17 protein-coding genes are annotated in these 25,249 nt (G+C 58.7%); 5 read left to right on the top strand and 12 right to left on the bottom strand.

Annotation, left to right across the window (positions count from 1 at the left end; translation table 11 throughout):
• Positions 1-6 precede the first annotated feature (6 nt).
• The 5 genes from HY282_12880 to HY282_12860 form a co-directional block, all read right to left on the bottom strand.
• Positions 7-1,263: an MFS transporter gene (locus HY282_12880; protein MBI3804645.1), complete on the bottom strand. Its 1,257-nt coding sequence runs from the start codon at positions 1,261-1,263 to the stop codon at positions 7-9.
• A gap of 468 nt (positions 1,264-1,731) precedes the next feature.
• Positions 1,732-1,902, bottom strand: a complete 171-nt coding sequence (locus HY282_12875) for a hypothetical protein (protein MBI3804644.1) — start codon at positions 1,900-1,902, stop codon at positions 1,732-1,734.
• A gap of 292 nt (positions 1,903-2,194) precedes the next feature.
• Positions 2,195-2,581, bottom strand: coding sequence for a response regulator (locus tag HY282_12870; protein ID MBI3804643.1), 387 nt, complete (start codon positions 2,579-2,581; stop codon positions 2,195-2,197).
• 322 nt (positions 2,582-2,903) lie between these two features.
• Positions 2,904-3,176: a hypothetical protein gene (locus HY282_12865; GenBank protein MBI3804642.1), complete on the bottom strand. Its 273-nt coding sequence runs from the start codon at positions 3,174-3,176 to the stop codon at positions 2,904-2,906.
• Positions 3,177-3,252: 76 nt separating this feature from the next.
• The gene (locus HY282_12860) at positions 3,253-3,981 is read right to left on the bottom strand and encodes a hypothetical protein (protein MBI3804641.1); all 729 of its coding nucleotides are present in this window, start codon (positions 3,979-3,981) and stop codon (positions 3,253-3,255) included.
• Between the two features lie 318 nt (positions 3,982-4,299).
• Between HY282_12860 and HY282_12855 the strand changes: the two genes are divergently transcribed.
• Positions 4,300-5,913 (top strand): DUF4382 domain-containing protein, encoded by a 1,614-nt coding sequence (locus HY282_12855; protein MBI3804640.1) that lies wholly within the window; start codon positions 4,300-4,302, stop codon positions 5,911-5,913.
• Positions 5,914-6,008: 95 nt separating this feature from the next.
• On the opposite strand, the gene HY282_12850 is transcribed toward HY282_12855, so the two are convergent.
• Complete coding sequence (locus tag HY282_12850) at positions 6,009-7,859, bottom strand: hypothetical protein (protein ID MBI3804639.1); 1,851 nt, start codon at positions 7,857-7,859, stop codon at positions 6,009-6,011.
• A gap of 335 nt (positions 7,860-8,194) precedes the next feature.
• A complete protein-coding gene (locus tag HY282_12845) occupies positions 8,195-11,311 on the bottom strand; it encodes a hypothetical protein (protein MBI3804638.1) in 3,117 nt (1,038 codons plus the stop codon).
• A gap of 417 nt (positions 11,312-11,728) precedes the next feature.
• Here HY282_12845 and HY282_12840 point away from each other — a divergent pair, with 417 nt between their 5' ends.
• From HY282_12840 to HY282_12825, 4 genes are all read left to right on the top strand, one after another.
• Positions 11,729-14,686 (top strand): PAS domain S-box protein, encoded by a 2,958-nt coding sequence (locus HY282_12840; GenBank protein ID MBI3804637.1) that lies wholly within the window; start codon positions 11,729-11,731, stop codon positions 14,684-14,686.
• A 125-nt stretch (positions 14,687-14,811) separates the two neighbouring features.
• Entirely contained in the window at positions 14,812-15,462 is a 651-nt protein-coding gene (locus tag HY282_12835) for a response regulator transcription factor (GenBank protein MBI3804636.1), read from the top strand.
• 324 nt (positions 15,463-15,786) lie between these two features.
• Positions 15,787-16,113, top strand: coding sequence for a hypothetical protein (locus tag HY282_12830; protein MBI3804635.1), 327 nt, complete (start codon positions 15,787-15,789; stop codon positions 16,111-16,113).
• A gap of 318 nt (positions 16,114-16,431) precedes the next feature.
• Entirely contained in the window at positions 16,432-16,785 is a 354-nt protein-coding gene (locus HY282_12825; GenBank protein MBI3804634.1) for a PilZ domain-containing protein, read from the top strand.
• Between the two features lie 51 nt (positions 16,786-16,836).
• Here the strand turns inward: HY282_12825 and HY282_12820 are convergent, their stop codons facing one another.
• The 5 genes from HY282_12820 to HY282_12800 all read right to left on the bottom strand — a co-directional run bounded on the left by HY282_12820 (position 16,837) and on the right by HY282_12800 (position 25,239).
• The gene (locus HY282_12820) at positions 16,837-17,277 is read right to left on the bottom strand and encodes a hypothetical protein (GenBank protein ID MBI3804633.1); all 441 of its coding nucleotides are present in this window, start codon (positions 17,275-17,277) and stop codon (positions 16,837-16,839) included.
• A 207-nt stretch (positions 17,278-17,484) separates the two neighbouring features.
• A complete protein-coding gene (locus HY282_12815) occupies positions 17,485-18,846 on the bottom strand; it encodes a hypothetical protein (GenBank protein MBI3804632.1) in 1,362 nt (453 codons plus the stop codon).
• Positions 18,847-18,935: 89 nt separating this feature from the next.
• Positions 18,936-19,322, bottom strand: a complete 387-nt coding sequence (locus HY282_12810) for a hypothetical protein (protein MBI3804631.1) — start codon at positions 19,320-19,322, stop codon at positions 18,936-18,938.
• Between the two features lie 150 nt (positions 19,323-19,472).
• Positions 19,473-21,869 (bottom strand): DNRLRE domain-containing protein, encoded by a 2,397-nt coding sequence (locus HY282_12805; protein ID MBI3804630.1) that lies wholly within the window; start codon positions 21,867-21,869, stop codon positions 19,473-19,475.
• Between the two features lie 193 nt (positions 21,870-22,062).
• The gene (locus HY282_12800; protein MBI3804629.1) at positions 22,063-25,239 is read right to left on the bottom strand and encodes an error-prone DNA polymerase; all 3,177 of its coding nucleotides are present in this window, start codon (positions 25,237-25,239) and stop codon (positions 22,063-22,065) included.
• Positions 25,240-25,249 lie beyond the last annotated feature (10 nt).

Here is a 25,249-nt window from a genome sequence, read left to right as displayed (position 1 = left end):
CTGCTGTTAGCCTTCTATCACCATCGGTTCACTCACCGCTTCCTTCCCTTCGGGACCTTTCAAACGCCTCGCGAGATAGATACAAAGAAACGTACAGCCGAGCGAGAAGATCCCGATCACCGGAAAATGGGTCATCTCCCCGCTGGAAGATCGGCCGATGATTTGCCCGCTGACATAGGCGGCCAGGCCGGAGGTGAATTGCTGAACCGAAGAGTTCATGCTCATGAACCCCCCTCGGTAGCGGGGCTCGACACTGGCCGTAATCAAGGCCATTGCAGGAACAAATCGTCCCGACATGCAGACCATAAAGAGGGTGGTGGTTGCGATTGCAGCGACCAAGGGAATGCGGGGCAGATTGGTCAGCGCCAGGATCGGAACCACCGTGGAGAGAGACATGCGCGTGAAGACGCGTAATTTTCCGGCACGGTCCGCCCAGCGTCCGATCCAGTTCATACTAAAGAGGGTCGCCAACCCGCCCGACAGATAGATCAGCGGTAACTGCTTCTCGGTGACGCCGACATTTGCAACCATGTAGGTGCTGATAAAAGGGAAAATGCAAAAGCCGGCAAACATCAACGCCGCGGTGAAGACAAAGGCGATCTGATGATCCCGCTCCATTAAAACCGCCCATACTTGAAGCGCTGGATGCCCGGTGCGGGACGACTGTAGATGCCCTCTCAAGGAGGGCATGATCCTCAGCGCTGCAATCAGAATGAAGCCGCTCAACGCCGCCAATACAAAGAAGGGGATGTGCCAGCTTAAGTGCGCCGCCAGAAAGAGCCCGATCGGCATGCCGCAAATCGATGCGACGGAAAAAGAAGACATGACCATTCCCATCGCGGCCCCTCGGCGCTCCGGTGGAATGACATCCCCGATGATGGTCAAAATCAAAGCGCCGGCGACCCCCCCGAAAGCGCCTGCAATCGTTCGCGCTCCGATCAACAAAAGATAATTCGGCGCCAATGCGCAGAAGAGGGTCCCGATGGCAAAGCCAAAATAAAGCCAGAGTAATGCCGATTTCCGATCAAAGCGGTCCAAGAAAAATCCTGCTGCGAAGCCGGAGATTCCCGCGCTGATCGCATAGGCTGAGACGATGAGGCCGAATTGGGCGGGGGTGATCGACAGCACACGCAGATATTGCGGCCCCAGCGGCATGATAATGAGAAAGTCGACCACAATCGTAAACTGAATGGCGGCCATCAGAAAGAGCAGCATCCGCTCGCCCGGAACTTTTAAATCAGACTTTGAAACAGGTTCTTTCATTCGAGGACTCCAACCTGCATTGAGCGCCGATTTCCTGTCGCCGTGCGGACGGAATTCGAAGCGCTTTATTTTTGAGAGACGATCTAAGTATACTTGCAGCCGATCGATTTTACTATGAAAGGTGTGAATGATCTCAATCACACATCGAGAGCAACGTCACAGAAACCGGTCCGATCGGTCTATTCGATTGGGTTTTTTAGGAAAGCTTCGAGTGGAGCCTATCCCGGGGCCCGAGCGCTGAAGATCGATCATCCCTCGCTCTCTCTAAGAGAGAAGGACATCCGAGAAGGAGCCGAAAAAGGTTCGGCCTCCGCGCTGAGCAGGTGCGTCCGCGGTTGAAGAAGGGGCGGCGTTCGGCGTGTTTAAATCTGTTGGGCGGCAGGGGAGAGCGATCTTCTATTCGCAGCGTTCAAGCCGCAGCGTTCAAGGTCCAGGCTGCTCTTGCTTCTCCTCTGGCGTTTACAGAACTCAAGCAATCTTTCGATCCGCTTCCCCAGCCGGTTTTGCGCTCAGATCCGGTTTGTGCAACAGCCTGGAAATGATCTCTTCCGCTAAAGTTCGCTTGTTTTGTTCCGCCGCCTCCATAATTTCCCAGTAGAGAAGGTCGGGCAGGTCGAATCTTGGAATTCGCTGACTCATCGCTTGGTTCCTCGTGGTTGAAGATACCCTCGTGGAATGAGGGCCGTTCAACGGCCGGTTTCTGAGACCCTCCGGCTGTTTTCCGATCAAAGGATCGGGGAGGTGACTATATCGGTCTAATACCGTTAAAGTCAACCCCCTCAAAAGAGGGCTGTCCCGCTCCCTTCGAGAGATCTCCTAAAAAGGGAGGATCTCCCGAAGCAGGCGAGGCGCTCTTTTTATAGGCGGGTGGAACATTGCGTTGCGGATTGTTCAGCGTCAACGTCGCTGCAGCGGGCGAGATCTTTCTCTCTCACTCAGAGATCTTCGTTTTGTTGAAATGGTTTCTGAGCAGGGTGAGAAGATAGGGGAGCTCGATCGGCTTGCTGAGGAGGGTATCTGCGCCGGCATCCAAGGCCTGCTCCCGGAAAGTGGGATCTCCGAATTTCGCGCTGATCATGAAAACAGGAATCGAGTGATAACACGAATTCTTTTTGAGGGTGCGACAGACCCTCAACCCGTCGATTCGGGGCATCATGATATCAAGGAGGATCAGGTCCGGCTGTACCCAGGCGACCATCCTCAAGGCTTCATCCCCATCCTTCGTGACGGCCACTTCATATCCCTCTTTTCCTAAGGACGCAGCGAAGATCTTACAGGTATCTTCGTTGTCATCGACGATGAGGATCTTCTTCGCCACGTTTTTTTCGATCTCTTCTCTTCAGGATGAAGGTCCCCCGCTCATGAATATAAGTCGGACAAACGGTCAGGGAACCGAACCTCCGAATATTGTAGGAAAACGAGGTAGAGGGGAATTTCTATGAACTCACTTGTACTATCTTATTCTCCCTTAAACAATCAGATCAAACACTTACCTACTTACGATATAGAGCGTCATCCGTTAATGGATCGATCCGAAAGAAAGGGCCCTCCCTCGGCAGAGGAGAAATCCGTTCAGCGCCACCCCGGTGCAAACCTTTAGGAAGGGATGAAAAGGAGACGGGGACCTTCGGATGTTCCGATTAAGAGAGGGGTGGCGGGGCCGGCGACATCGGTGAAGTAGGGGTTGCAGAGGGTGAACTGCCGCGCAGAGGTAAAATAAGCGGGGATGTCTTCTTCGAGAAACTGTCGGACGGCCATGTGTTGCGGGGGAGCCAGGCGCCATGCCGGTGGTCCGGGTTGTGCGGCGGGGAGTTGGGGGAGCGCTCCATCTTCGTTCCATTCGCGCCGGGGAAGGTGCCGAAGTAGTGGTCGAAGCAATGGTTCTCTTTCACGATGATCACCACAGGGTCAATCGACCCTCTTTCTTCAACACGGTTTCCTCCGGATCAAACGGAACATTGCAAAATGGAGCGGCCCCCCTGCACCTGTTTACTTTACCTCGCTCACGATCCAGTGCTCACGGGGGGTTCTTCTTCGCTCGCGTCGGCTCCCGAGCCGCGGCCGCATGTCATATCGAAAAGACTCCCCCTCCGCGGTGATCTGATGCCAGCCGCTTCCCGACTTCACATCAAATATTCCGATATATCCCCCCTTGATGAGCTGAAACGGTTTGTGGATCTGTTTGCCGTAATCGAATTGCGTGCTTCCCTTCTTGCGAAACGACTCAAACCAGGCGGGATAGACGAAATCGGAAACGAGCGTGCTCCCGATCTTGTAGCCGAACTGATCGGCTTCGCAGGCGTCGCAGACTTCATAGGCGTAAAGGAGCCCCGTCGTTGCGTTCGGTTGGACGAAGGCGGTGAGGTTGATGTCGGGATCCCCCAACATTTCGAGCAGCTCATGGCTGGCGGTGACCGTCCATTGATAGCCGTATTGAATGTCACTGCCGGCGAAGACCTTTCCGAGCGGCAGTCCATCTTTGGTGAGATCATGATAGCCCAAGGCCCCGGCCTGATCCGAGTTGTCGAGAATCACGAGCCACCACATGCCGGGGGCCGGTTTCGACTTTTTCGGGACAAAGGTCAGATCGGCATCAACCCCCCAGGCAGGGGCAAAGTCGCGGTGAACCTGGGTCTGAAGGTCTGGTACGGCGGCTTTTACTTGATCATCCGTTAAGACGGTGCTGGCGTTGATCACGGCAATTTTGATATCGGCCATCGGTTCCCTCCTTTTATATCGTCCTATATCGTCAGCGGATCGTTTGCTCGATTGCGAGCGATAAATCAATTCGCAAAAGAAATGCCAGATGAAAAAAAGGAGCGGGGAAAAGGGAACCAAGGCAGAACCGGAGAGAGGATACGGTGCTGGACCGATTCCTTCCGGCGGGTCGGTCTGATCGTTTTGCCCGGACCGGGTTGAGCCGCCCCATTTTGGGGCGGCCTCTCCCCTCATTGGGCCTAAACCGGCAACGGAGATGTATCCCTAGGAGGTTTTAATATTGCTTCTAGATCGTTCCCTGACTGTAAGGAGGATGACATGATGCGGGATATCGCCACCAGAGGGATCAAGAAAATACTGTTTTGTTCGTTTTTATTTGTCCAAATGATTTTTATCTCCTGCGGGGCTGGAGGAAACGGCAGCAGCGCCAGCGCCCCTCCGACCTCGGCCAATCCGACCGGCTTGATGTCGGTCTCTTTCACCGATGGGCCGGGCGATTATGACCATGTCTGGATCACGGTGAAGGAGGTCCGGTTTCATACGAGCGACGCTTCGGGTCCGGATGAGCCGGGATGGCTCAAGTTTCCCCTGGCTGCGCCGGTCACGGTCGACCTCATCGCGTTGGGAAATGGCAGCGCCCCGCAATCGATCTGGAGCAATCTGACCCTGCCGGTTGGAAACTATCAACAGATCCGGCTTCTCTTGGTCCCCACCTTTGCCTCCTCTCCGCCGGCCGCCCACAGCTACTTTAACGAGGTCGTCATCGGCTCGAATACCTTTCCGCTTCGGATTCCCGACGCCCAACATGGGATCAAGCTCGCCGGCGCTTTGCAGGTGACCGCCGGCGGCGCCCTCCACCTCGCCGTCGACTTTGACGCGGGAGAAGACATTATCGATTTCCGAAACGGTGTCGAGTATGTTCTGAAACCAAGACTGACCTATTTCGATCTCGATGACGTCGGCGCGATCGTCGGCCGGATCGACGCCGCGGCGGCCGGCCAGAATGGGAATGCACGGTTTGTTTTCAAGGCGGAGCAGCTCAGCGCCGATGGAAAGCGCCACGTGGTGCGGCGTTATTCGACCCTCTCCGACGCCACCGGCCAGTTCGTGATCTACCCGCTCCCTTCCGGGCCCTATGACCTGCTGATGCGCGGGATCAACTATGAAACGGTCATCATCAAGAATGTTCCGGTCACGAAAGGGACCACGCCGACAACGAATCCGACCGTCGTTCCGCCGATTACAATGGCAGCCGGAGCCGATTATACGGTGACTGCATCGATTACCTCGCCCACCGGCGCCTGGGTGAACTTCTATCAGACCCTTCCGGGGGCCGGGGAGGTTCCGTATGAAGTCCGGTTCCGGCATTTTAATCCGTTGACGGGGGAATTCGTCACCCTCCATGGACAGACTTCCACTTTTAAGCTGTCGAACAGTCCGATTCGAGTCGGAACCTACAGCAGCAGTGCGATTCAGCTGACCGACACCCCGCCGCAAGAGGGGGTGGGGGGATACCAGGCCGTTGCGGATGCGCTTCTCTACGATCGGAGCGACCCACAGAGTGTGAACGCGGCCGCGCCGACCGTCGCCTTTGGCGCGCTCACCGTCACCACGCCGTGGACGGGCCACTCGATCGCCGGGACGATCACGGTTCATTCGGCAGATCAGAATAAAATGAACAGAGGGGTCCTCTTTGCAGTGCATGGCGGGATGATCATCGATGCGCTGAATCTCGATGCACAGATGCTGACCGGGGGAAGCTATACCCTGGCGAACGTTCCAGGCGGCCGGCCGGCGGCCTTTTACGGCGTGGAGGCGGCCGGATGGTCTTCCACCGTTCCGATCACGAAAGCAGTCGCCCTTCCGGCGGCGGTCGATCTGCGCAGCGGCAATGCGACCGGGGTTGATATGGAGATGATCGTTCTGCCGTAAGCAGGCGCGATCTCTCACTCACAAAAAAGACCCGTTGCCTCTGGTCCCAGAGGGGCAACGGGTCTTTTTTGTTCTGCGTGTTTTCTCTATTCCAATTAATTCACCGTCAGTTCTCCCTCATGATTCAAGACGAGGAAGGTATTGCCGCCGATAAATTGCACCGAGATCGCATCATACTGACCGCCGCTGATATATCCCGATGTCCCGGTGGTGGTCAATGTGTTTTGCGAGGAGGTGTAAATCTGCCCGCTCGATTCCACCCCGACGAGCTTCACCCCGTCGGCGGAGGAGGTGACCGAGATCCAGTTTCGGTCGGTCGTATCCCGGGGGGACCAGGTCACGCCGGAGTCGGTGGAGTTATAAATCTGTCCGCCGAACACCCCGGCGATCAGCTTGACCCCATCGGCCGAGGAGGCGACCGATTGCCAGTTTCGGTTTGAATTGCGTGGGGTCCAGGTGACCCCCGAATCGGTGGAGGTATAGATTTTCCCACTCGACTCCGCTGCGACGAGCTTGGTCCCATCGGCGGAGGAGGCGACCGAGATCCAGTTTCGGGCCGAATCTCGGGCGGTCCAGCTCACCCCGGAATCGGTGGAGGTGTAAATCTGCCCGTTCCCCTCGAGCGCAACCAACTTGGTTCCATCGGTTGATGAAGCGACCGACACCCACGTTTTATTCACATTGACCGCCGCGTCGACCTGTCGTATCCAAGTCGCTCCCGAATCGGTGGAGGTGTAGATTCGACCATTGATGACGGGGTTCAGCGGTCCGCTCAGAGTCGTCACCGCGACGAGGTTGACTCCGTCGCTGGAGGAGGCGACCGCCTGCCAGTTTCGATTGGCATCTTGCGGCGTCCAGTTCGCCCCCGAATCGGTCGAGGTGTAGACCTGCCCGCCCGACTCGACGGCGACGAGCTGGGTGCCATCGGCCGAGGAAGCGACCGCCTGCCAGGCTCGATTGACATCTTGCGGTGTCCAAGTGGCTCCGGAGTCGCCGGAGGTATAGATCTGCCCGCCATTTTCTACCGCGACGAGTTTGGTCCCGTCACTTGATGAAGCGACCGCTTGCCATTGTCTAATCGAATCACGCGCCGTCCAGGGTTGGCCGAAGGTGCCGAAAAGATCTTTGATGATGACCGACTGCCCCGCATTTTGAGCGAGCTTCCATCCACCGGTCCCGACGCCGGAGACCTCGACGATATTTCCAACCGTGAGGGAGGCCGAGGTCGGAAGGGTGACGACCACCTGCGAGGCACTGTCGGCCAGATAACCGATATTGGCCACGGCCTGTTGTGTTGCGCCGGTTACATCGACCCAGGTGACACCCGGACCGGCAGGCCCTTGAGGTCCTGTCGCACCGGTGGCTCCCGTTGAGCCGGTCGGCCCGGCCGGGCCGGTGGCTCCTGTGGCGCCGGTGGATCCTGCCGGACCGGCCGGTCCGGCAGGGCCGGTCGCACCGGTGGATCCGGTCGGTCCTGCGGGCCCCGTTGCGCCGTCGTTTCCCGGCGCGCCCTGAGCGCCGGCTGGGCCTTGGGGTCCCGCCGGGCCTGTCGCCCCGGTGGCGCCCGTTGCTCCCGTGGCGCCGGTTGGTCCGGCCGGTCCGGTGGTCCCTTGGGGTCCCGCGGGTCCGGTCGACCCGGTGGCACCGGTCGCTCCCTGAGGTCCTGTGGCGCCCGTTGCACCGGTTGCGCCAGTCGCTCCCGTTGCCCCTGTGGCGCCTTGTGGCCCGATAGCGCCGGTCGCCCCGTCGGCTCCCGTAGCTCCTGCCGCACCATCATTGCCGGCCGGTCCCTGGGGTCCCGTCGGTCCGGCCGGACCGGTGGCGCCGGTCGGCCCGTCGGGTCCGACCGGACCTTGAGCACCGGTCGATCCATCTCCTCCGCAGGAGATTAGGCTAAGACTTAGGAGCACTCCAACGAACGACCATACCGTTTTTACTCTTCTCAATTTTTACCTCGTTTGAAATTGATTTTTGAACATTCGATTGGTTGGGTTTTAAAGAAGAATCCGAAAAAGAAGTTTTTGATGCTGTTGAGTATACCAAATATATTTATTTTCGGGAGGGATGGCCGACTCGAATTTATTGAAAAGAGACCTTTATCCGGTCAATTGCATCAGCGCGACGACGGAACAACCGGAGCTCTGGCCCTATTCCATTAAGGGACAGTCCCGGAGGGATGAGACGAATGTGTGGCTCAGGCGATGGGAGAGAATGAGGATAACGATGATGGATGATCCGGACGGTCTCTCCCTCTCCCCGTTCGGGGAGAGGGAGAGGACATTCAGGGAATCTGAATCTGGGTCGACGACGCTTTACAATTATTCATCTCATTGCTCTCTGGAACCGCTCCCCGATCATCGGCGCAGGCGAGAAGGAAGTAACTTCCCGAAGGGGTGGTGGTCGGGACCGTCACTGAAGCGGCACCGGTGGAAACGGCCCCCGGCTTTAGGGAAGGGACCGCTCGGCCGCCGGCCAGAAGAAGATCCCCTCGGTTCGAGAGGGTGTCGAGCGAGAGATAATAACGGGTGGTCGAGAGGCCGGCGACGGCGTTCCCCACGTTCTGCACCGTCTCCTTGACCGAGAAGACGCTCCCCTGCTTGGCGGTGGCCGGCGGGGCGCCGACCGCGCTCTCGACGAGGTCCGGGGCGGCGACATTGACGATCGTTTTAGAAGAGCGACAATTGTTTCCTTCATTGCTCTCCGCAATGCCCTTGGTGTCGTCGGCGCAGGCAAGGAGGAAGTAGGGCCCCGCCGGTGTTCCAGCCGGGGCGGTGACGGTCACGGTTCCGCTGGAGGAGCCTCCCGACGCCAACGCCGGAACGGCCCGGCTGCCGGCGAGAAGCCGGTCGTTCGTGCTTTTGACCGTATCGGAGGAGAGATAGTAGCGGGTGGTCGAAATGCCCGATCCGGACGCCCCCTGGTTGAAGACGGTGTCGGTGACGGTAAAGCCGACACCCAAGACGGCCGCCGCCGGCGGATTGTTCACCGCCGTTTCGATCAAATCGATGCCGGCGACCAGCTTGGTCGGAACGATGTAGCCGCTGGCGGAGCTGGCCAGCTCCGTCGTCCCGGCGAACATGCAGACGATCTGCTGCGCCTGCACGCTGCCTGGTTTCAGAACCGCTTGGAACGTTCCATCGCTGGCGACCGAGACGACCTGTTTGGTCGGATCGAGAAAGCGGCCGTCGGCCACCCCTTCGATCAAGACCTTCCAGGGCTCTCTCGGATGGTAATATTTTTCTAATACCGTTCCGAAGTTCGGGGTGGCGAAAAAGTCGCCGCTGACCCGAATGTTTCCGTCGGGATCACGCAACGCCCGACAGCGGGCCTTATCGGGAGCGAGGACCCGCGACTCCACCCGGACGCCGCCGAGCGGTTTGAATTCGGGGTGCTGGTCTTTGGGGTTGAGATTGTTCTGCAGCAGCCGCATGCTCGATGCCGAGACATCGACGGCATAGACGCTCCCGATCGGTTGGTTGCTGCCCGGGGCGATGGCGATCGGAAGCTCGCGCATTTCGTTCGGCAAGAGCTCGACCCCCTGTTGTCCGCCGTTGAGGTCGACCGCCCAATCGGAGGGGAGGGTAGAGGAATAAGAGAGATAAAACATTTTCTTATTCACGAGATCGTCATTCCTAAGACGGATGACATTCTTATAGGTGCTGCCTCCCGGGGCGCCGGGCGACACCGCCTGGAAATAGGCAATGTTTTCCTGCTCTCGATCGCCGTCTTGATTTCCCAAGACGGTCTCGCCGGCGACCGGATTGAGCTTCACCCGAACGCAGGTATGAAAGGCAAAGATGCCGGCTGCCATGTCGGCGGCGGAGACCGTGTAGTTCGGCGTCCACTCGACATAGACATCGACGAAGCCACCCGCCGGGATGTTGGCCAGCCCCGGAAAAGTCGTCTTGTCGACCGATCCGATCGGCGCCCAGCCGTTCGCCCCGGCGATTCCGACGCCGGGAGGGTCGGTGATCTCCCATTTGACCACGACATCGGTCGCCGGCGAAAAGCCGATATTCCGGACGCGGGCATAGAGGCGGTTGACCTGGCCGATGACCGGGTCATCGCCATTTCCGACCGGCACCGTCCCGCCGCTTCCATCCGACCACATTCCATATCGGTAGGTTCCATATCCGTTCACCGGGCTGTCGACCCAGATATCGGTCGTCTCCCAGGTGTTGCCGGGCGGGGAGGTCCAGGGGTTCAACATCACATCGGGCTGGAACGTCTGTTTTTCGTAGGCGACCCGGACGTAGAAATGGTCGTCGTCGAGCTTCTTGGCGATGCTGATGAAGACACCGTCCGCCCCGCCGTCATAGGTCTGACATTCCTGCCAGAGGGCGTTACGGTTACAGCCGGGCGCGGCGCAGGTTCCGCCCGAGCCGCCGGGTCCGATCACCGTGACCCACGGGTCCGATCCTTCCGATACCCGTTCAATCAAGACCCCCTGCGCCGGAATGCCGGCGGGGGTGAAATCGCCGTTTAAGTCGTCGCCGAGAATCCGCCGACGAACGCTGATCAGGTAGTAAAAATTCGCGGTGATCTCTACTTTCACCGCTTGGATGTTCGGCAGGCCGGCCGGCGGATATTCCATCGCCCAGATCTCGGCGAAGCCCCCCCCGCTCGGCGGGGTCAGCAGCTGATATTTCGTTCCGGGCATCCAGCCGGGAAAGGCGGTGTGATCTTGTTTTTCAAAGACCCCGGTCTGTCCGGGATAGTTGCTGTCCATCAGCTCAAATTCATTGTTGTAGTTGCTCGGATGGGCCGGACCCGATTGTTGAAAGGTGTGCCCCATCTCGTGCGCCCAGCGTCCCCAGACCTGCGCATTGTTCTCGGTCGGGTTTTCGCTGAAGATGGCGCAGCCGACGAATTTCGTCGTCCCCCCCGGCCCCATCGGAAGGTTGCATTTGGTCGCCTGTCCGCGGTGGAATTGGCTCGCGTTCGTTTCGGCCATGACGACCATGACCGCATCGACATCGGCCCAATCGAGTCCCGCGGGGGCGTTGGCAATCGCGTCGTTGAGGACCTTCGAGAACTTTCCGCCGTTGGAGAGGTCGCCGGTCGGAAAATCATCAATATAAAGAGAACGGTTATCGGGCAGCTGGAAGAGATCCGAGACGACCGCGTTGATGGTGATGGTGCTGTAGGAGGTGTTCTGCCAGAGGGTGTTCAAATTGGAGAAAAATCCTTCGACCTGTGTCAATGAAAACCGGGAGGTCGCCGTATAATCTGCAAAATGAACCCGGAGGACCATCACCTTCTTGGCTCCCGTCACCGGCGCCGCATCGGCGGACGGGGTCCGAGAGAGGAAACCGACGAACAGGATCGCAACGGAGAGAAAACAGATCGCCGCTTGGACACCCCGGCCGCTTTTTGAGATTACCCGATTCTTTATCATTGACTCCTCCTTTAATATGGATTGACGGTGAAGCACTCTATTGATATTGTGATATTGCAACGGCGGTGCCGGAGGAAAGGACGATCCTGCCGAGGGATTCTCACCGGAATGATATCGTTTTGGGTACACCCGGTGTATCTCTCCGTGCTGAAGGCGACCGACCCGTGCGTCGAAAGGGAGGGGGCCCAAAAACAGAATCGGGGTCGTCAAGCAAACACGATAAAATGAATCGATCAGCGGCGGCACTGCGTAAAACTTCGGATTGACACCTTTTTTAAAGCTGTAATAATTATCGCGAAGACAAGGATGTCGTCGGACGCTGAAAATGATTCCACTTCGGATAAGCTGACCCGGGGATTCCTAAATCCCTGGGTTTTTGTTTTTAGAGCGCCCTCCTATGCGAAGGGACGAGGAAAAATGAACAACGAGCTCCAACAACGCGTTTTTGAACAGACCGAAGCCTTGGCCGCCACCAATGAAGCGCTCAGAAGAGAGATCAACGAGCGGAAGCGGGTCGAAGAAAAATTGCGCGAGAGCGAGGAGCGATTCCGCCAGATGGCCGAGGGCATCACCGAGGTCTTCTGGATGACGAATCCCGATAAGAGCGAAATACTCTACGTCAGCCCGGGGTATGAGCGGATCTGGGGCCGCAGCTGTCAGAGCGTCTACCAAGAGCCGACCACCTGGATCGATGCGATTCATCCCGACGATCGAGAGAGGGTCCTCCGATCGGCCAAATCGAATCAGGTCTGCGGCTGTTACGACGAGGAATACCGAATCATCCGGCCGGAGGGGTCGATCCGTTGGATTCGGGATCGCGCCTTTCCCGTCAGAGATCCGTCGGGCCAGGTTTACCGGGTGACCGGGATCGCCGAGGACATCACGGGACGAAAGCGCTCCGACGCCGCCCTGAAGGAGAGTGAAGAGCGGCTTCGGATGGCAATCGACGCCTCCCGCATGTACACCTGGGACTGGAATGTTCAGACCGGCCGAGTGGTCCGAACCGGACACCATGCGGCGGTGTACGGTGTGGATTTCCCTGCCTCAGACAGCGACTATGCTTCTTTCCTTCGGATCGTTCATCCAGAAGACCGAGAAAGAGTCGCGCAGGCGGGAGACCGCATTTTCCAGTCGGAAGCCCGCTATCATTTCGAGTTCCGGATTGTCCGACCGGACGGCGACATTCGATGGCTGGAGACCGAAGGGCTTCCCTATTATGACGGAATGGGTAAACCGATCCGGGTTGTGGGGGTGACCCAAGACATTACCGAGCGCAAGCGCGCGGAGGAGGCGCTTCGGACGAGCGAAGAGCGGTTCAGGAGCTATTTCGAATTCGGGCTGGTCGGTATGGCGATTACATCGCCTGCCAAGGGATGCATCGAGGTCAATCATCAGCTCTGTATGATCTTGGGATATGAGCGGAGCGAGCTGCTGCAAAAGCGCTGGACGGAGCTGACCCATCCCGACGACCTGGAGAAGGATCTCGCCCAATTCAACCGGGTGTTGACGGGGGAGATCGACGGCTATTCGATCGACAAGCGTTTTATCCGGAAGAATGGCTGGGTCATTCACGCCATCATTTCGGTGAAATGCATCCGCCGTCCGGATCAGTCGGTCGATTATTTCCTGGTGCTGGTTCAAGATATCACCGAGCGGAAGCAGGCGGAGGCGCGGCTGGTTTATCAGGCCAACCTCCTGACCCATGTCGGGGATGCCATCATTGCAACGGACGACCGTTTTATCGTCACGGCGTGGAATCTGGCCGCCGAGCAGATCTATGGCTGGAGTGCGGAAGAGATCCTCGGGCGGCGCATTTCGGAGCCACTGCAGTCGGAGTTCACCGACGCCGAGCGATCGGAAGCGCTGAAAACCATCGCCGAGAAAGGATATTATCATACGGAGGTCGTTCAATCACATAGAGACGGCCGGCGGATCTATATCCAGGGATATACGATTGCTCTCCGGGATGAAGCGGGACGAATCACCGGCTATGTCAGCGCAAACCGGGACATCACCGAGCGGAAGAAAGCGGAGGAAGCGCTCCGAACTGCGAAGGAGTTTTCCGAGAACTTGATTCAGACGGCCAACGTGATGATTCTCAGTCTCGACACCGAAGGAAAGATCAATATCTTCAACGAGGCGGCGGAAAAAATAACCGGCTATTCCCGATCGGAGTTGAAGGGAAAGAACTGGTTTGAGACGCTGGTGCCGAAAGCGCGATATCCTCACGTATGGGACTATTTTAACCGGTTGATCGGCGGTGAGATGCCGAAGACCTTTGAGAACCCGATTCTCACAAAGTGGGGTGAAGAGCGATATATTATCTGGCAGAACAATACGGTGAGTGTGGAGGGGAGGGTCGTCACCACCATTTCATTCGGGAATGACATCACCGAGCGAAAACGGATGGAAGGGGCTCTCCGGAAGAGTGATGAGCGCTTTCACCTAATCGCCCGCGCCACCAACGATGCGATCTGGGATTGGGACCTCGCCACAAACACCCTTTGGTGGAATGACAGTTTTAAAAGCTTGTTCGGCTATAAGGCCGAGGAGATCGAGCCGGGGATCGAGTCGTGGAGCAATCGGATTCACCCGGAAGACAAAGAGCGGGTCCTCTCGAACATCCGTGCCGACATCGATAGCAGCGAGCAGTTCTGGTCGGATGAGTACCGATTCCGGCGGGCCGATGGGAGCTATGCAACTATTTTCGACCGCGGTTATGTCGTTCACGTTGAAAACGGAAAGCCGGCGCGCATGATCGGGGCGATGATCGACATCACCGCCCGGAAGGAGGCGGAGGACGCAGTGGCCCGGTATGCCAAGCGGCTGAGGGGCCTCTCGGGTCAGCTGCTGGAAGCGCAAGAAACCGAACGCCGCCGGATCGCGCGGGAGCTGCATGATGAAATCGGGCAATCCCTCACCGCGATTAAGATCCAGCTGCGGGCGGTGCAGCGCCGTCGGGACGAGCGTCCGTCCCAGCTGGAAGAGACCATCGGCATCGTCGATCAGGCCCTCTCGCAGGTGCGAAGCCTCTCCCTCGATCTGCATCCCCCTCAGCTTGACGAGCTCGGCCTGGTCGCGACGTTGCGCTGGCATCTGGATCAGCAGGCGCGGGGGGCAAACCTCACGCCGCAATTCTCCGCCGATCCGCTGACCCGGCTGCATCCCGACCTCGAGATGGCTTGTTTTCGGGTGGCGCAAGAAGCGTTGACCAATGTGATACGGCATGCCGAGGCGCAGCAGGTCTCCATCGAATTGCGCCAGGAGGGGGGGAATCTCCACCTGACGATCAAAGATGACGGCAAAGGGTTTGATGTGGACGCCGCCCGCGACCGCGCCCTGCAGGGGGTGAGCATGGGGCTGGTTGGGATGTAAGAGCGGGCGGCGCTGGCCGGAGGAGCGTTGACGTTCAGCGCTTCACCCGGGAGGGGAACGCAGATTGAGGCGATCTTCCCGATAGCGTATCGGCCGATCAGAACCCGCCCAAAACGGAGGAAGGGATGAAATCGGTCCGGGTATTGTTGGTAGATGATCACCGGCTGGTCTGTGCCGGAATGCGCCTTCTCCTGGAAGGGCTTGAGGGTGTTCAGGTCGTTGCCGAGGCGCATGATGGACGCGAGGCGGTTGCCAAAACCCGCTCTCTTCGTCCCGACCTGGTCTTGATGGATGTTGCGATGAAGGGGTTGAATGGGCTTGAAGCGACCGCCCAGATAAAAATGGATTTTCCGGAGGTTCGCGTTGTTATCCTTTCAATGTATGCCAATGAAGAGCATGTGTTGCAGGGATTGCGGGCCGGCGCTTCCGGATATCTCTTAAAAGATTCCGCAACCCAAGAGCTCGAACAAGCGATCCGGACCGTCACGAACGGCGAAATTTATCTGAGTCCCCCCGTCTCCAAACAGGTCATCGGGGATTATGTCCATCGGATCAGCCAGGGGCCGCGAGCAACCGGTGATCTGACCCACCGGCAGCGCGAAATTTTGCAGCTGATTGCGGAAGGGCACAGCACGAAGGAAATCGCCCATCAGCTGAGCTTGAGCATTAAAACAGTCGAAACACACCGGGCGCAGTTGATGAAGCGGCTCGGTATTTATGACATCGCCGGGTTGGTCCGTTGCGCGATTCGAATGGGCCTGGTCTCGTCCGAGTAAAGTTTGATGCCGCAGGATCAACCCTCTCATTGTTTTTAACGATTTCTTTTATGAAGATGGAAAGCGCCTCCTCAGCATACCAAAGAAGTCTGCGCATTAGAATTCTTAGCAAAGCCTAATTAGGAAAAAACGCCTCATCTGAATTTCCCTATCTCTCTAAGGTATTTCACCCTATTTGGGTCGGAGACTGCCCGATTGCGGATTGTTGGCTTCCACGGCACAAATAGACTATTCGGGATTCAGCCGGCCGGAGGATTGATAAAAAGGGTCGACTCAATCCGCGCATGCGGGGAGATTTTTCCGAATAGAGCGAAAGGAGATCTGATGATTGGATTGAGTGCGCTCTCACCGTGGAAGGACGTCGCGCCGGCGAAGGCGGTGCGTCGGGGTCTGAATGCAGTCGCTTTGAGGAAAGAGACAAGGGATCAAATAGATCGCGCACCGGGAGCGAATGTGGGGCGTCGGCCTGATTCGCCCACTCCCAGGGGGCTCTCTCCCTCCGTCTCGGTCCGATTGACCCGGTCGATCTCAGGGGAGACGATCCAGACCTTTATGAACCCGATGCTCTCCAAAACCGGTGAAGAGCTCTACGTGATGTGGCTGAACAACCAAGTGATCATCCAGGGAAAGAGCGTCGATCTCTACTTGTGATACTGATCATACGTCATTCAGGAAAGAGGAAAAGAAAAGGACGCTGAAGGAATCGGTCCAGTTGATTGCGATTCCGCTCCCGACTCGGTAAAGAATGGACGGTTTTAATTAGATCCTACCGCTTGGGTCTTTCTTTTAAGAACGCCGCGCGCCCCGGTTGCTCAAAATGCTTTCTTCCAAAGAGCCGGCATCTCCTTTTGGCTCGACTCTGCAACCGAGTTGCATCGAAGGGTGAGTTGATTCGTTCGCCCCCGTAGTCAGCACTCTTTATTGACGGCGGGGTAATCTCTGCTACCTTAGTGGATGGAGGATGGCTCTATGCAAAACAGAAGAACGCGTGCCCGGGTTCCGGTGATCTCGATTGCCCGTCTGACGCCCCAAGGGGTGCAGTCAAAACAGTATGTCCTGGTCCGAGACATTTCAACCGAGGGTCTTGGGATCTACAGTCAGGAAAAGTATCAAAAGGGAGATCTCGTCCTGATCGAATTAACGCTGACCCATGAAAACGAGAAAATCAACGAATCGATCCCGGGCGAAGTGGTCTGGACGCAGCCGCTTCCCGATAAAGTCCACTATGCGGTTGGAATCAGAATTGACAGCATGGAATTGGAAAAACCGAAACTGTATGAACAGATCAAGCTGATCGAAGAGAGTAACAAACGGGACTCTTAACAAATTTGCAGATCGGAGCCGATCGGGCGCTCCAGCCCGCGAAGGCATCTCTTAAAGTGAACCTGAAGCCAAGATAAAGGTCGTTTTAAAGGCCCCCCCCTCCAGGGTCGTCACCTCCGCTGTAAAAGTGCCGTCCGATCGCGATCCGCTGATCTCCTTCAACGTCTGAAAAGAACATTGTGAACAGTTCACGGTGGCAACAGACGCCGGTCCTGTTTGGGTCCAGACAAAATCGACGGGGTCGCCGCCCGAAGTGCCGCTGGTGACAGAGCCGGTCGTCTGCCTCCCGGTGTGGTCCGAAAAGAGGGCGATATGAAAGGATTGGCCGCTCGGGCTCTGATTCACCCAAAAAGTATTCCCCGCCGCTTTATTCTGCCCGTTGGAGACCGCCTCAGCCGGCGCGATCGGAACGACGTCATCGGGATTCCCCCCCGCACCGCAGCCATACACCGACAAAGAGAGCACGGCCAATACCCACCATCCGATCCTCATATCATTCTCCCACGTAGACTTAGAATAAAATAATCTGAAGCGCTTTTTCAACAGAGGCTGCGCGGACGCCTTGTCGGTGAGAGGGGGGCAATTGAAGAACGGGTCGTCGGAATCAATCCGGCGGGGGGAGAAGAGCCAGGCGATGCTGTTTTCAGTCGATCGGGGGCCGGCAATTTGTGGGATGGGTTGGCTTGGTTCAGGTCTGGTTCATTGGGTCAGGGATGCAGCGGTCGCCGTCAATGCCGTCGGGGCGGCGGTGATCGCAGCGGGCGGGGCGGGGGTGGTGAGGATCTGGTCGGGGGAGAGGACCACGTTCCCCGCCGCATCACGGCTGATCGCATGAAAATGGTAGGTGGTGGAAGGGGTCAAGCCGGTGAGCGCGACACTGTGCAGGGTTACCGGGGACGTTTCGAGGTCCGAGAAGGATCCATATTCAGCCGTCGTCCCATATTCCACCTGGGTGGTCGCCGGCTCCACCGTGGTCCAGCTGATCGTCGATCCCGCTTCGGTGATCTTCCCTGAGACGATCCCGGATAAAAAGGGGGGAGTATGAACGCTGATCGCCATGCTCGGCGCCGAGAGGTTCCCTGCCGCATCGTAAGCCGCCACGGTGTAGCGATAGGTCGTGTCGGGGGCCAGGTTGCCGTCCGAATAGATCTGGCCGCTCGAGGTGGCCACCGGCGTCCCATTGCGATAAAGCCGGTAACCGGTCACCCCGATATTGTCGGTCGAGGCGTTCCAGGCAACGTTAATCTGACTGTAAGAGACCGCCGCCGCCGTGACGCCGGTCGGCAGAGAAGGAGGGGCCGAGTCGGGAAGCCCCAGCGTGGTGAAAGTCGCGTCAGGCGAAACGGCCAGGTTCCCTGCGGCATCCCGGCCCTTCACCCGATAGTGATAGAGGGTGGAGGGAAGCAGCCCGGTGAGGTTTGCCGCGTGTGCGGTGATCAACGGGCTGGCTGTCCACGTCGCACCTTCATACTGGGTGGTGGTTCCATATTCCATCTCGGTGCCGGCCGGCTCATCGGTCTTCCAGCGGATGGCGGCCTCGCCGCTGCCGATCCCGACCGCCGTGATTCCTGAAATCAGCGGCGGGGTTGTATCGGGCGGGGCCGGCTTGGCCGGCCTGACGGAGACCGGCCCGGGTGAGGCCGTCCGAGCCGCGACAGGGACCAGGGTCGGAGGAGTGATCGTCGCGGGAGAGGGCGTGCTGGCGGCCGCGGGGGTGGAGAAGGTCTGGTCCGGAGAGGTCACCAAATGGCCCGCCGCATCACGGCTGAGCACCTGATAATGGTAAAGGGTCCCAGGCTGCAAGCCTGAGAGGGGTTGCTGATGGGCCTTCACCCGCGCGGCCGCCAACGCGGTTGACAGTCCATACGAGGCCGTCGCGCCGTACTGCACCTGGGTGTCGGCCTCTTTATCGGTTTCCCAGGTGACGGTGGCGGCTGCACTGTCGATCTCGGCCGCATCGATGTGAGAGATCGCCGGTGCCGTTTTATCGGAAGAAGCGCCGGCACACCCGGCCAAGAACAAGGCGAACAATAAAGATCGATATTGATTCAATGGACTCATAGAAGAATCACCTTGGATTGGACCGCGCCGATCGGTCTGCCCGTATGCCAGTCTCGGAAGGCGTGTTGACGGCAAGGCCGTCGGCTCGATTATGCGAGACGGACATCTTCCGTCGCCGCCGTCATGACGAAGACCTTTTCATTGTTGCTGCGCGGATCGGAGAAAAAGAGAAAGAACCCCCGTCTTTCGGGGCCGACGCCGGTGGTATAGCCGAAGAGGTTCTCGCCGTCTTTGAAGCAGACCATCACTTTCCTCCCGAGCCCCGGCCGATGAATGTCGTAACGCTCGCCATGATACCAATTCCCCTCATAGCTTTTTACAAAGAAGATTCCTTTGAGCTCGGAGGGGTAGACCCGAATCGTCTCTCCCGTATTTCTTTTGGTAACGTGAAACCAGCTTTTATCGGAAGAGAAGTCGCAGGTGGTCCCCTTGACGATGTGCCCGTCCAGATAGTGCAGAACGATTTTGTTTTTCATGAATTACTTCTCCAGAAAGGAATTCTTGAATCCAGTGCATCTAATTCCAGAATGGAATTATTTTATAATACGAAAAACTCAAAATCAAGAAGAAAAATACCGAATTTGAGTATATTCAGATGGGTGCCGAGGTTCCCGACCCGCGGGAGCTTATCGAAGCGGAGGGGTGTGGGTGGTGGCCGGGGCGCTCAGGGCGGAGAGGTTCCCTGCCGCATCATACGCCGCCACGGTGTAGCGATAGGCCGCATCCGGTTCCAGCAGGGTATCCGAGTAGATCTGGCTGTTCAGGGTCGCCGCCAGGAGGCCGTTGCGATACAGTCGATAACCGGCCACGCCGATGTTGTCGGTGGAGGGATTCCACGCGACCGTGATCTGGGTTGGAGAGACCGCGACCGCCGTGAGACCGGTCGGCATCGAAGGCTCGATCGTGTCGGGAGGGGAGGCGGTGGTGAAAGTCGCATCGGGCGAGACCGCCAAATTGCCGTCGCCGTCGCGGCTCTTCACCCGATAGTGATAACGCGTAGAGGGAAGCAGTCCGGTTAAATTTTGGGAATGCCTCTTCATCAAGGCGAACATCATCGGTGTGGAGAACCCGTAAGCGGGGGTCGCGCCGTATTCGATCTGCGTATCGGCAAGCTCGTCGGTGGTCCAACGGACGACGGCACTGCTTAACGTGATCTCTCCGGCCGTGATGTCAGAGAGGCTCGGCGGGGTGACATCGGGCGGCAGGGCGGTGGTAAAGGTATTGTCGCCCGAGGTTGCCTTGTTCCGGGCCGTATCCTGGCTGATGATCCGGTAGTGATAGGTCGTCGCGCCTTTCAGGTCGTTGAGAGTGACCTGATGGGACAGAACCAACGCAGGATCGAACGTTGAGAGCATTCCATAGGTCGTGGTGGTTCCATATTCGATCTGGGAGGTGGCCGGCTCATCGGTGGTCCAGAGGAGGGCCAGCCCCGTCGGTGTGACCTTCGCGCCGATTCCGGAAAGGAGTGGCGGCGTGATGTCGGGCGGCGCGGGGGTCGTGACGCTGACGGCGGCGGCCTGTGCAGAGGCATTCTCCGCCGCATCATAGGCGGCGATGCTGTAATGATAGGTGGTGGAGGGGGCCAGGCCGGTATCTTTGTAGCCGACCCAGGGGGTCGTTCCGACCAGGGTGCCGTTTCGATAAACCCGATAGCCGGAGACCGAAACGTTGTCGGTCGAGGCGGTCCAACTCAGGACAATTTGACTGGCGGAGATCGCCGATGCCGTTAGTGCCGTCGGGATCGAAGGGGCCGTCGTATCAGCAAGGGCTGCGGTGGTAAAGGTGCCGTCGCCGGAGAGCGCCGGATTTCCCGCCGCGTCTCTACTCCGCGCCCGGAAGTGGTAAAGCGTCGAAGGACTCAGTCCGGTCAATCGTTGCGTATGTGCAGTGGCCGGCGCGGTTACAATCGAGGTGAATGCCCCATAGGTGGCCGTGGTTCCATATTCCACCTGGGTGTCGGCCGGCTCATTGGTTGTCCAGCGGATGGTGGCATCGCTGCCGGTGATATCCGAAACCATCATCCCCGAAATCACCGGCGCCGTGGTGTCGGGTGGGGCGAGGGTCGTGGCGCTCACCGCAGCCGACGGCTCCGAGACCATCCCGCTCGCGTCATAGGCCGAGATACTGTAACGGTAGGTGGTTGAAGCCTCCAGGCCGGTATCGGAATAAAGAGTTAAAGCGGTGGTGCCGATCTGAATGCCGTTTCGGTAGACCCGATAGCCGGCCAATCCGACGCTGTTTGTGGAGGGGTTCCAGTTCAGGACGATTTGACTGGCGGAGCCCGCTTTGGCGGTGAGACCGGTCGGCGCCGACCGCTCCCCCGGGTTGGCGACCGAGTAAATGATTTGAAGCGAAGGGCGGCGTGAAGGAGCGGGATGCTCCATGCTGGCAAAGGTCCGATAATGGTCGGCCGGTTTGGTCGGATCGGGGTTGAGCAGCAGCCCATAGTTGGTCGAGGGATTGTTCACCCACTCCTGTACCATCGTTCGGATATTCCAGCTCTTGTTTCCCCGTGTCTGGTCGACCGTATGACGGTCATAGGCCGCCGAGATGTCCCCCTGAGCCATCGGTATGTTGTCGTTGCAACAACCGCTGGCGCTCCAGGCGTTGACGCCGTCATAGGTAGACCCGGTCGCTTTGGAGAGATCGGGGTTCTTGTGAAGAATCTTATGGACGGTGACCATGTAGGTGGGATCGCTCTTGGTATCTGTGCTCACCAAAGAGAGGGTCAGCGTTGCACTTTGAATCACCGCGCCCGGTACGATGCCGCTCACGTCAAACTTCATCAAGGCCGCATTGGCAATCCGATGGTCGGGCCAGGTATAGAGGCTGAGCGTTTCTCCGCCGCTGTTCACCGACGCGTTGAGGTCCAAATAGGTATCGGCCGTGGGGGTCAGCATGATCGTCGCTGCTGCGGTGAGAGGGGAGGGGTCCGCTGCGGTGGTAAGAGTGGCAGAGGAGAGAACCGCCACAACCCCTGTTGAGAATGCTGCAACCAGTCGCTGTAGAAGGTGTCGCGTCATGTAGGATCGGATTAAGATTCTGTGAGATTGCCTGTCGCATGGATGTTTCAGTCCGCCGGGCGCGGGTGACGCTTGCGGGGCCGAGCATTCATGTGATAAATACTACTGAGGGATGATATTACAGGGAGGAATCTCTGAAATCAACAAAAAAATATACCATGTATGAATAATATGGAAATGTGCTGGGTGCATTTCAATGAAAGTCATGGCTGGGGATTTCTCCTTCCATCTTCAGCGGCCAGACCCGGCCGGCGCGGACGGAGAGGGTTCCGTCCGTTTTCTGCAGGATTCCTTCTACGATCAGCGCGGGGGAGGAGAGAATCACGGCGCGATATCTTTGAAAAAGAGCGGGCCGGAGAATCGCCTGCGACATGCCGCTTTCGTCCTCCAGCGTCAAAAAGACAAATCCCTTTGCCGTTCCAGGCCGCTGCCGGACGATCACGGAACCGGCCGTCCGAACCCGCTCCCCTTCCAAAAGACCGGCGAGCTCCGCCGCCGAATGAACCCCCTGGGCGCGAAGCCTCTCTCTGGCGTAGGCGATCAGATGGGGTCCGGCCGTCATCTGGGCGCTCTGATAATCGGCCATCGTCTCCTCATAGGCCGACATTTCCGGAAGGGGGGAATCATCCTTCTGCGGGATCGCATCGAGCAGCGGCCCCAACGGCCAGGCAACCTCGGCCGCCTGCCAAAGGGCGGCCCGCCGCGTCAGGCCGAAGGGGGCGAGCGCCCCGACATGCGCCAACCGGTCGAGCGCATCGTCCTGCAAAGCGCACCGGCGGGCGAGATCGGTCACGTTTTGAAAAGGGGCCTTCGCCTGCTCCTGTTCAATCCGCTTTCCGTCCGACTCCCGCAAGCCCTTTATAAAACGGAGGCCGAGCCGCATCCCTTGCTGCGCGCGCATCCCCTCCCACCGGCAGCCCCAGCCGGAGCGGGTCACATCGATCGGATGGATCGCCACCTGGTGCCGCTGGGCATCTTTCACCAGGGTGGCCGGATGATAAAAGCCCATCGGCCAGGCATTGAGCAACGACGCGTAGAAGGCGGCGGGGTGATGCGCTTTAAGGTAGGCGCTCGCATAGGCAATCAGCGCAAAGCTCGCCGCATGCGACTCCGGAAAGCCGTAGAGGGCGAAGGACGTGATCATCCGGGCGATCTCATCAGAGCCGGCCGCGTCGATCCCCTTCGCGATCATTCCCTCGCGCAGCCGCCGCTCGATCGTCTCCATCCGCTCGGCCGACCGCTTGAATCCGATCGCCCGCCGCAGCTCCTCCGCCTCTCCGCCGGAGAAGCCGGCCGCCACCATCGCCATCCGCAACACCTGCTCCTGAAAGAGCGGCACCCCCAGCGTCCGTTTTAGAATCGGCTCCAGCGATGGATGGGGATAGACAACCGGGGCTTTTTGTTGCCGGCGGTCGAAAAAGGGACGGACCATCCCGCCGACGATCGGGCCGGGGCGGATGATCGCGACCTGAACGACGATATCGTAGAAGCGGGTCGGCGCGTGGCGCGGCAGCGACGCCATCTGGGCGCGGCTCTCGAGCTGAAAGACGCCGATCGTATCGGCCGCGTTGATCATGGCGAAGACCTTGGGATCATCCGGCGGCAGGCGGGCCAAATCAATGTCGATCCCTTCATGCCGTTTGATCATCGGCACCACCTCTTCCAGCACCGCGAGCATTCCCAATCCCAAGAGATCGATCTTGAGAATCTTCAGGTCGGCGCAATCGTCCTTGTCCCACTGGATCACCACCCGGCCCGGCATCGAGGCCGGCTCCAGCGGCGCGATCTGATCGAGGCGTCCCGCCGCCACGACCATCCCGCCGGAATGTTGCCCGAGATGCCGCGGCAGGTTCTGCATCCGAAGCCAGAGCTGCACCATCTTTCGAACGCGAAGGGTGGTCGGGTCGAGTCCGCAGGCGGCGACCTGTTTTAGAACGATCTTCGGATCTTTCCGGACCTCCTCCCCCGAGAGGCTCCCGAGGCCCCCCGCCAGTTTTTCGACCTGTTCCGCCGAGCAGCCGAAGGCCTTCGCCGCCTCCCGGATTGCCGAGCGGGGACGGTAGGTAATGACGTTTGCCGTCATCGCCGCGCTCTGTTTTCCATATTTGGAGTAGAGGTATTGGATCGCCCGCTCACGCTGATCTCCCGACGGAAGATCGAGGTCGATGTCGGGCCACTCCCCCCGCTCCTCGGAGAGGAATCGCTCGAAGAGAAGATCCATCTTGACCGGGTCGACCGCCGTGATCGAGAGCGCGTAACAGACCGCGCTGTTGGCGGCGGAGCCCCGTCCCTGGACCATGATCTTTTCTCGTTTGCAGAATTGGACGATGTCCCAGACGATCAGAAAATAGCCGGCGAGGTCGAGCTTCTCGATCAGCGCCAATTCCTTTTCAATTTGGGCGCCGGTTTTGGGGTCGATCGCGGAGAAGCGCGTGCGCGCTCCCTCCCAGGTGACCTTCCGAAGATAGGAGCTCGGCGTCTCTCCCGCCGGAAGGGGATAGGTCGGGAAGCGATAGCCCAGATCGTCGAGGGTGAAATCGAGTTTTTCGGCCAGCTCTCCCGTCGCCGTCAGCGCCTCCGGCAGATCGGCAAAGAGCCGGTTCATCTCGGCGGCCCCTTTCAGGTGACGCTCCCGGTTGACCGCCAAGATCCCTTTCGCTTCGTCCAACGGGGTGTGCCGCCGGATGCAGGTCAAAAGATCGAAGAGCTCTTTGTCGTCCGGTTTTGCATAGCGGACCCCGTTGGTTGCAATGAGCGGGAGGCCGGCCGCGCGGGCGAGATCGATCAAGAGGTGATTGCGCGCCTCCTGATCGCGCCGCCGATGCCGCTGCAGCTCGACATAGAGCCGTTCCGGAAAAAGCGCCGCCAACCGACGGAGCGTCTGCCGGGCGGTGTCGATCGGATTTTCTTCCGAGAGTGCCGCGACCAGCGGCCCTTCGTCCCCGCCGGTCAGACAATAGAGTCCTTCGGCATGATGGGCGATCTGCTCCCAGGTAACGGCGGCCTCTCCTTTTTTCCGGCCGAGGGCCCCTGCGGTCAGCAGCCTACAGAGGTTCTGATAGCCGCTCCGGGAGGCGACCAGCAAGGTGAGGCGGGGGAGCGGCTGTAAAAAAGGGGAGCGGGTTGTTTTGACAGACGCCGGCAGTGAAACGCGCTCGGAGAGAATGACTTCGGCGCCGACCAACGGCTTCATGCCGATTGCCTTGGCCGCCTTATAAAAACGCGGCGCGCCATAGAGGCCATTGGTATCGACCAACGCCACGGCGGCGAGACCGAGCTCGGCCGCGCGGTCGATCAGATCCTCCGGAAGCGAAGCCCCTTCCAAAAAAGAAAATGCCGATCCAGCATGCAGTTCAACGTAAGGGCGCAAGCGATTCCTC

It is taken from the genome of Candidatus Manganitrophaceae bacterium (genome assembly GCA_016200325.1).
GTDB lineage: Bacteria > Nitrospirota > Nitrospiria > SBBL01 > Manganitrophaceae > Manganitrophus.
This window is presented reverse-complemented; position numbering and strand designations above follow the sequence as displayed.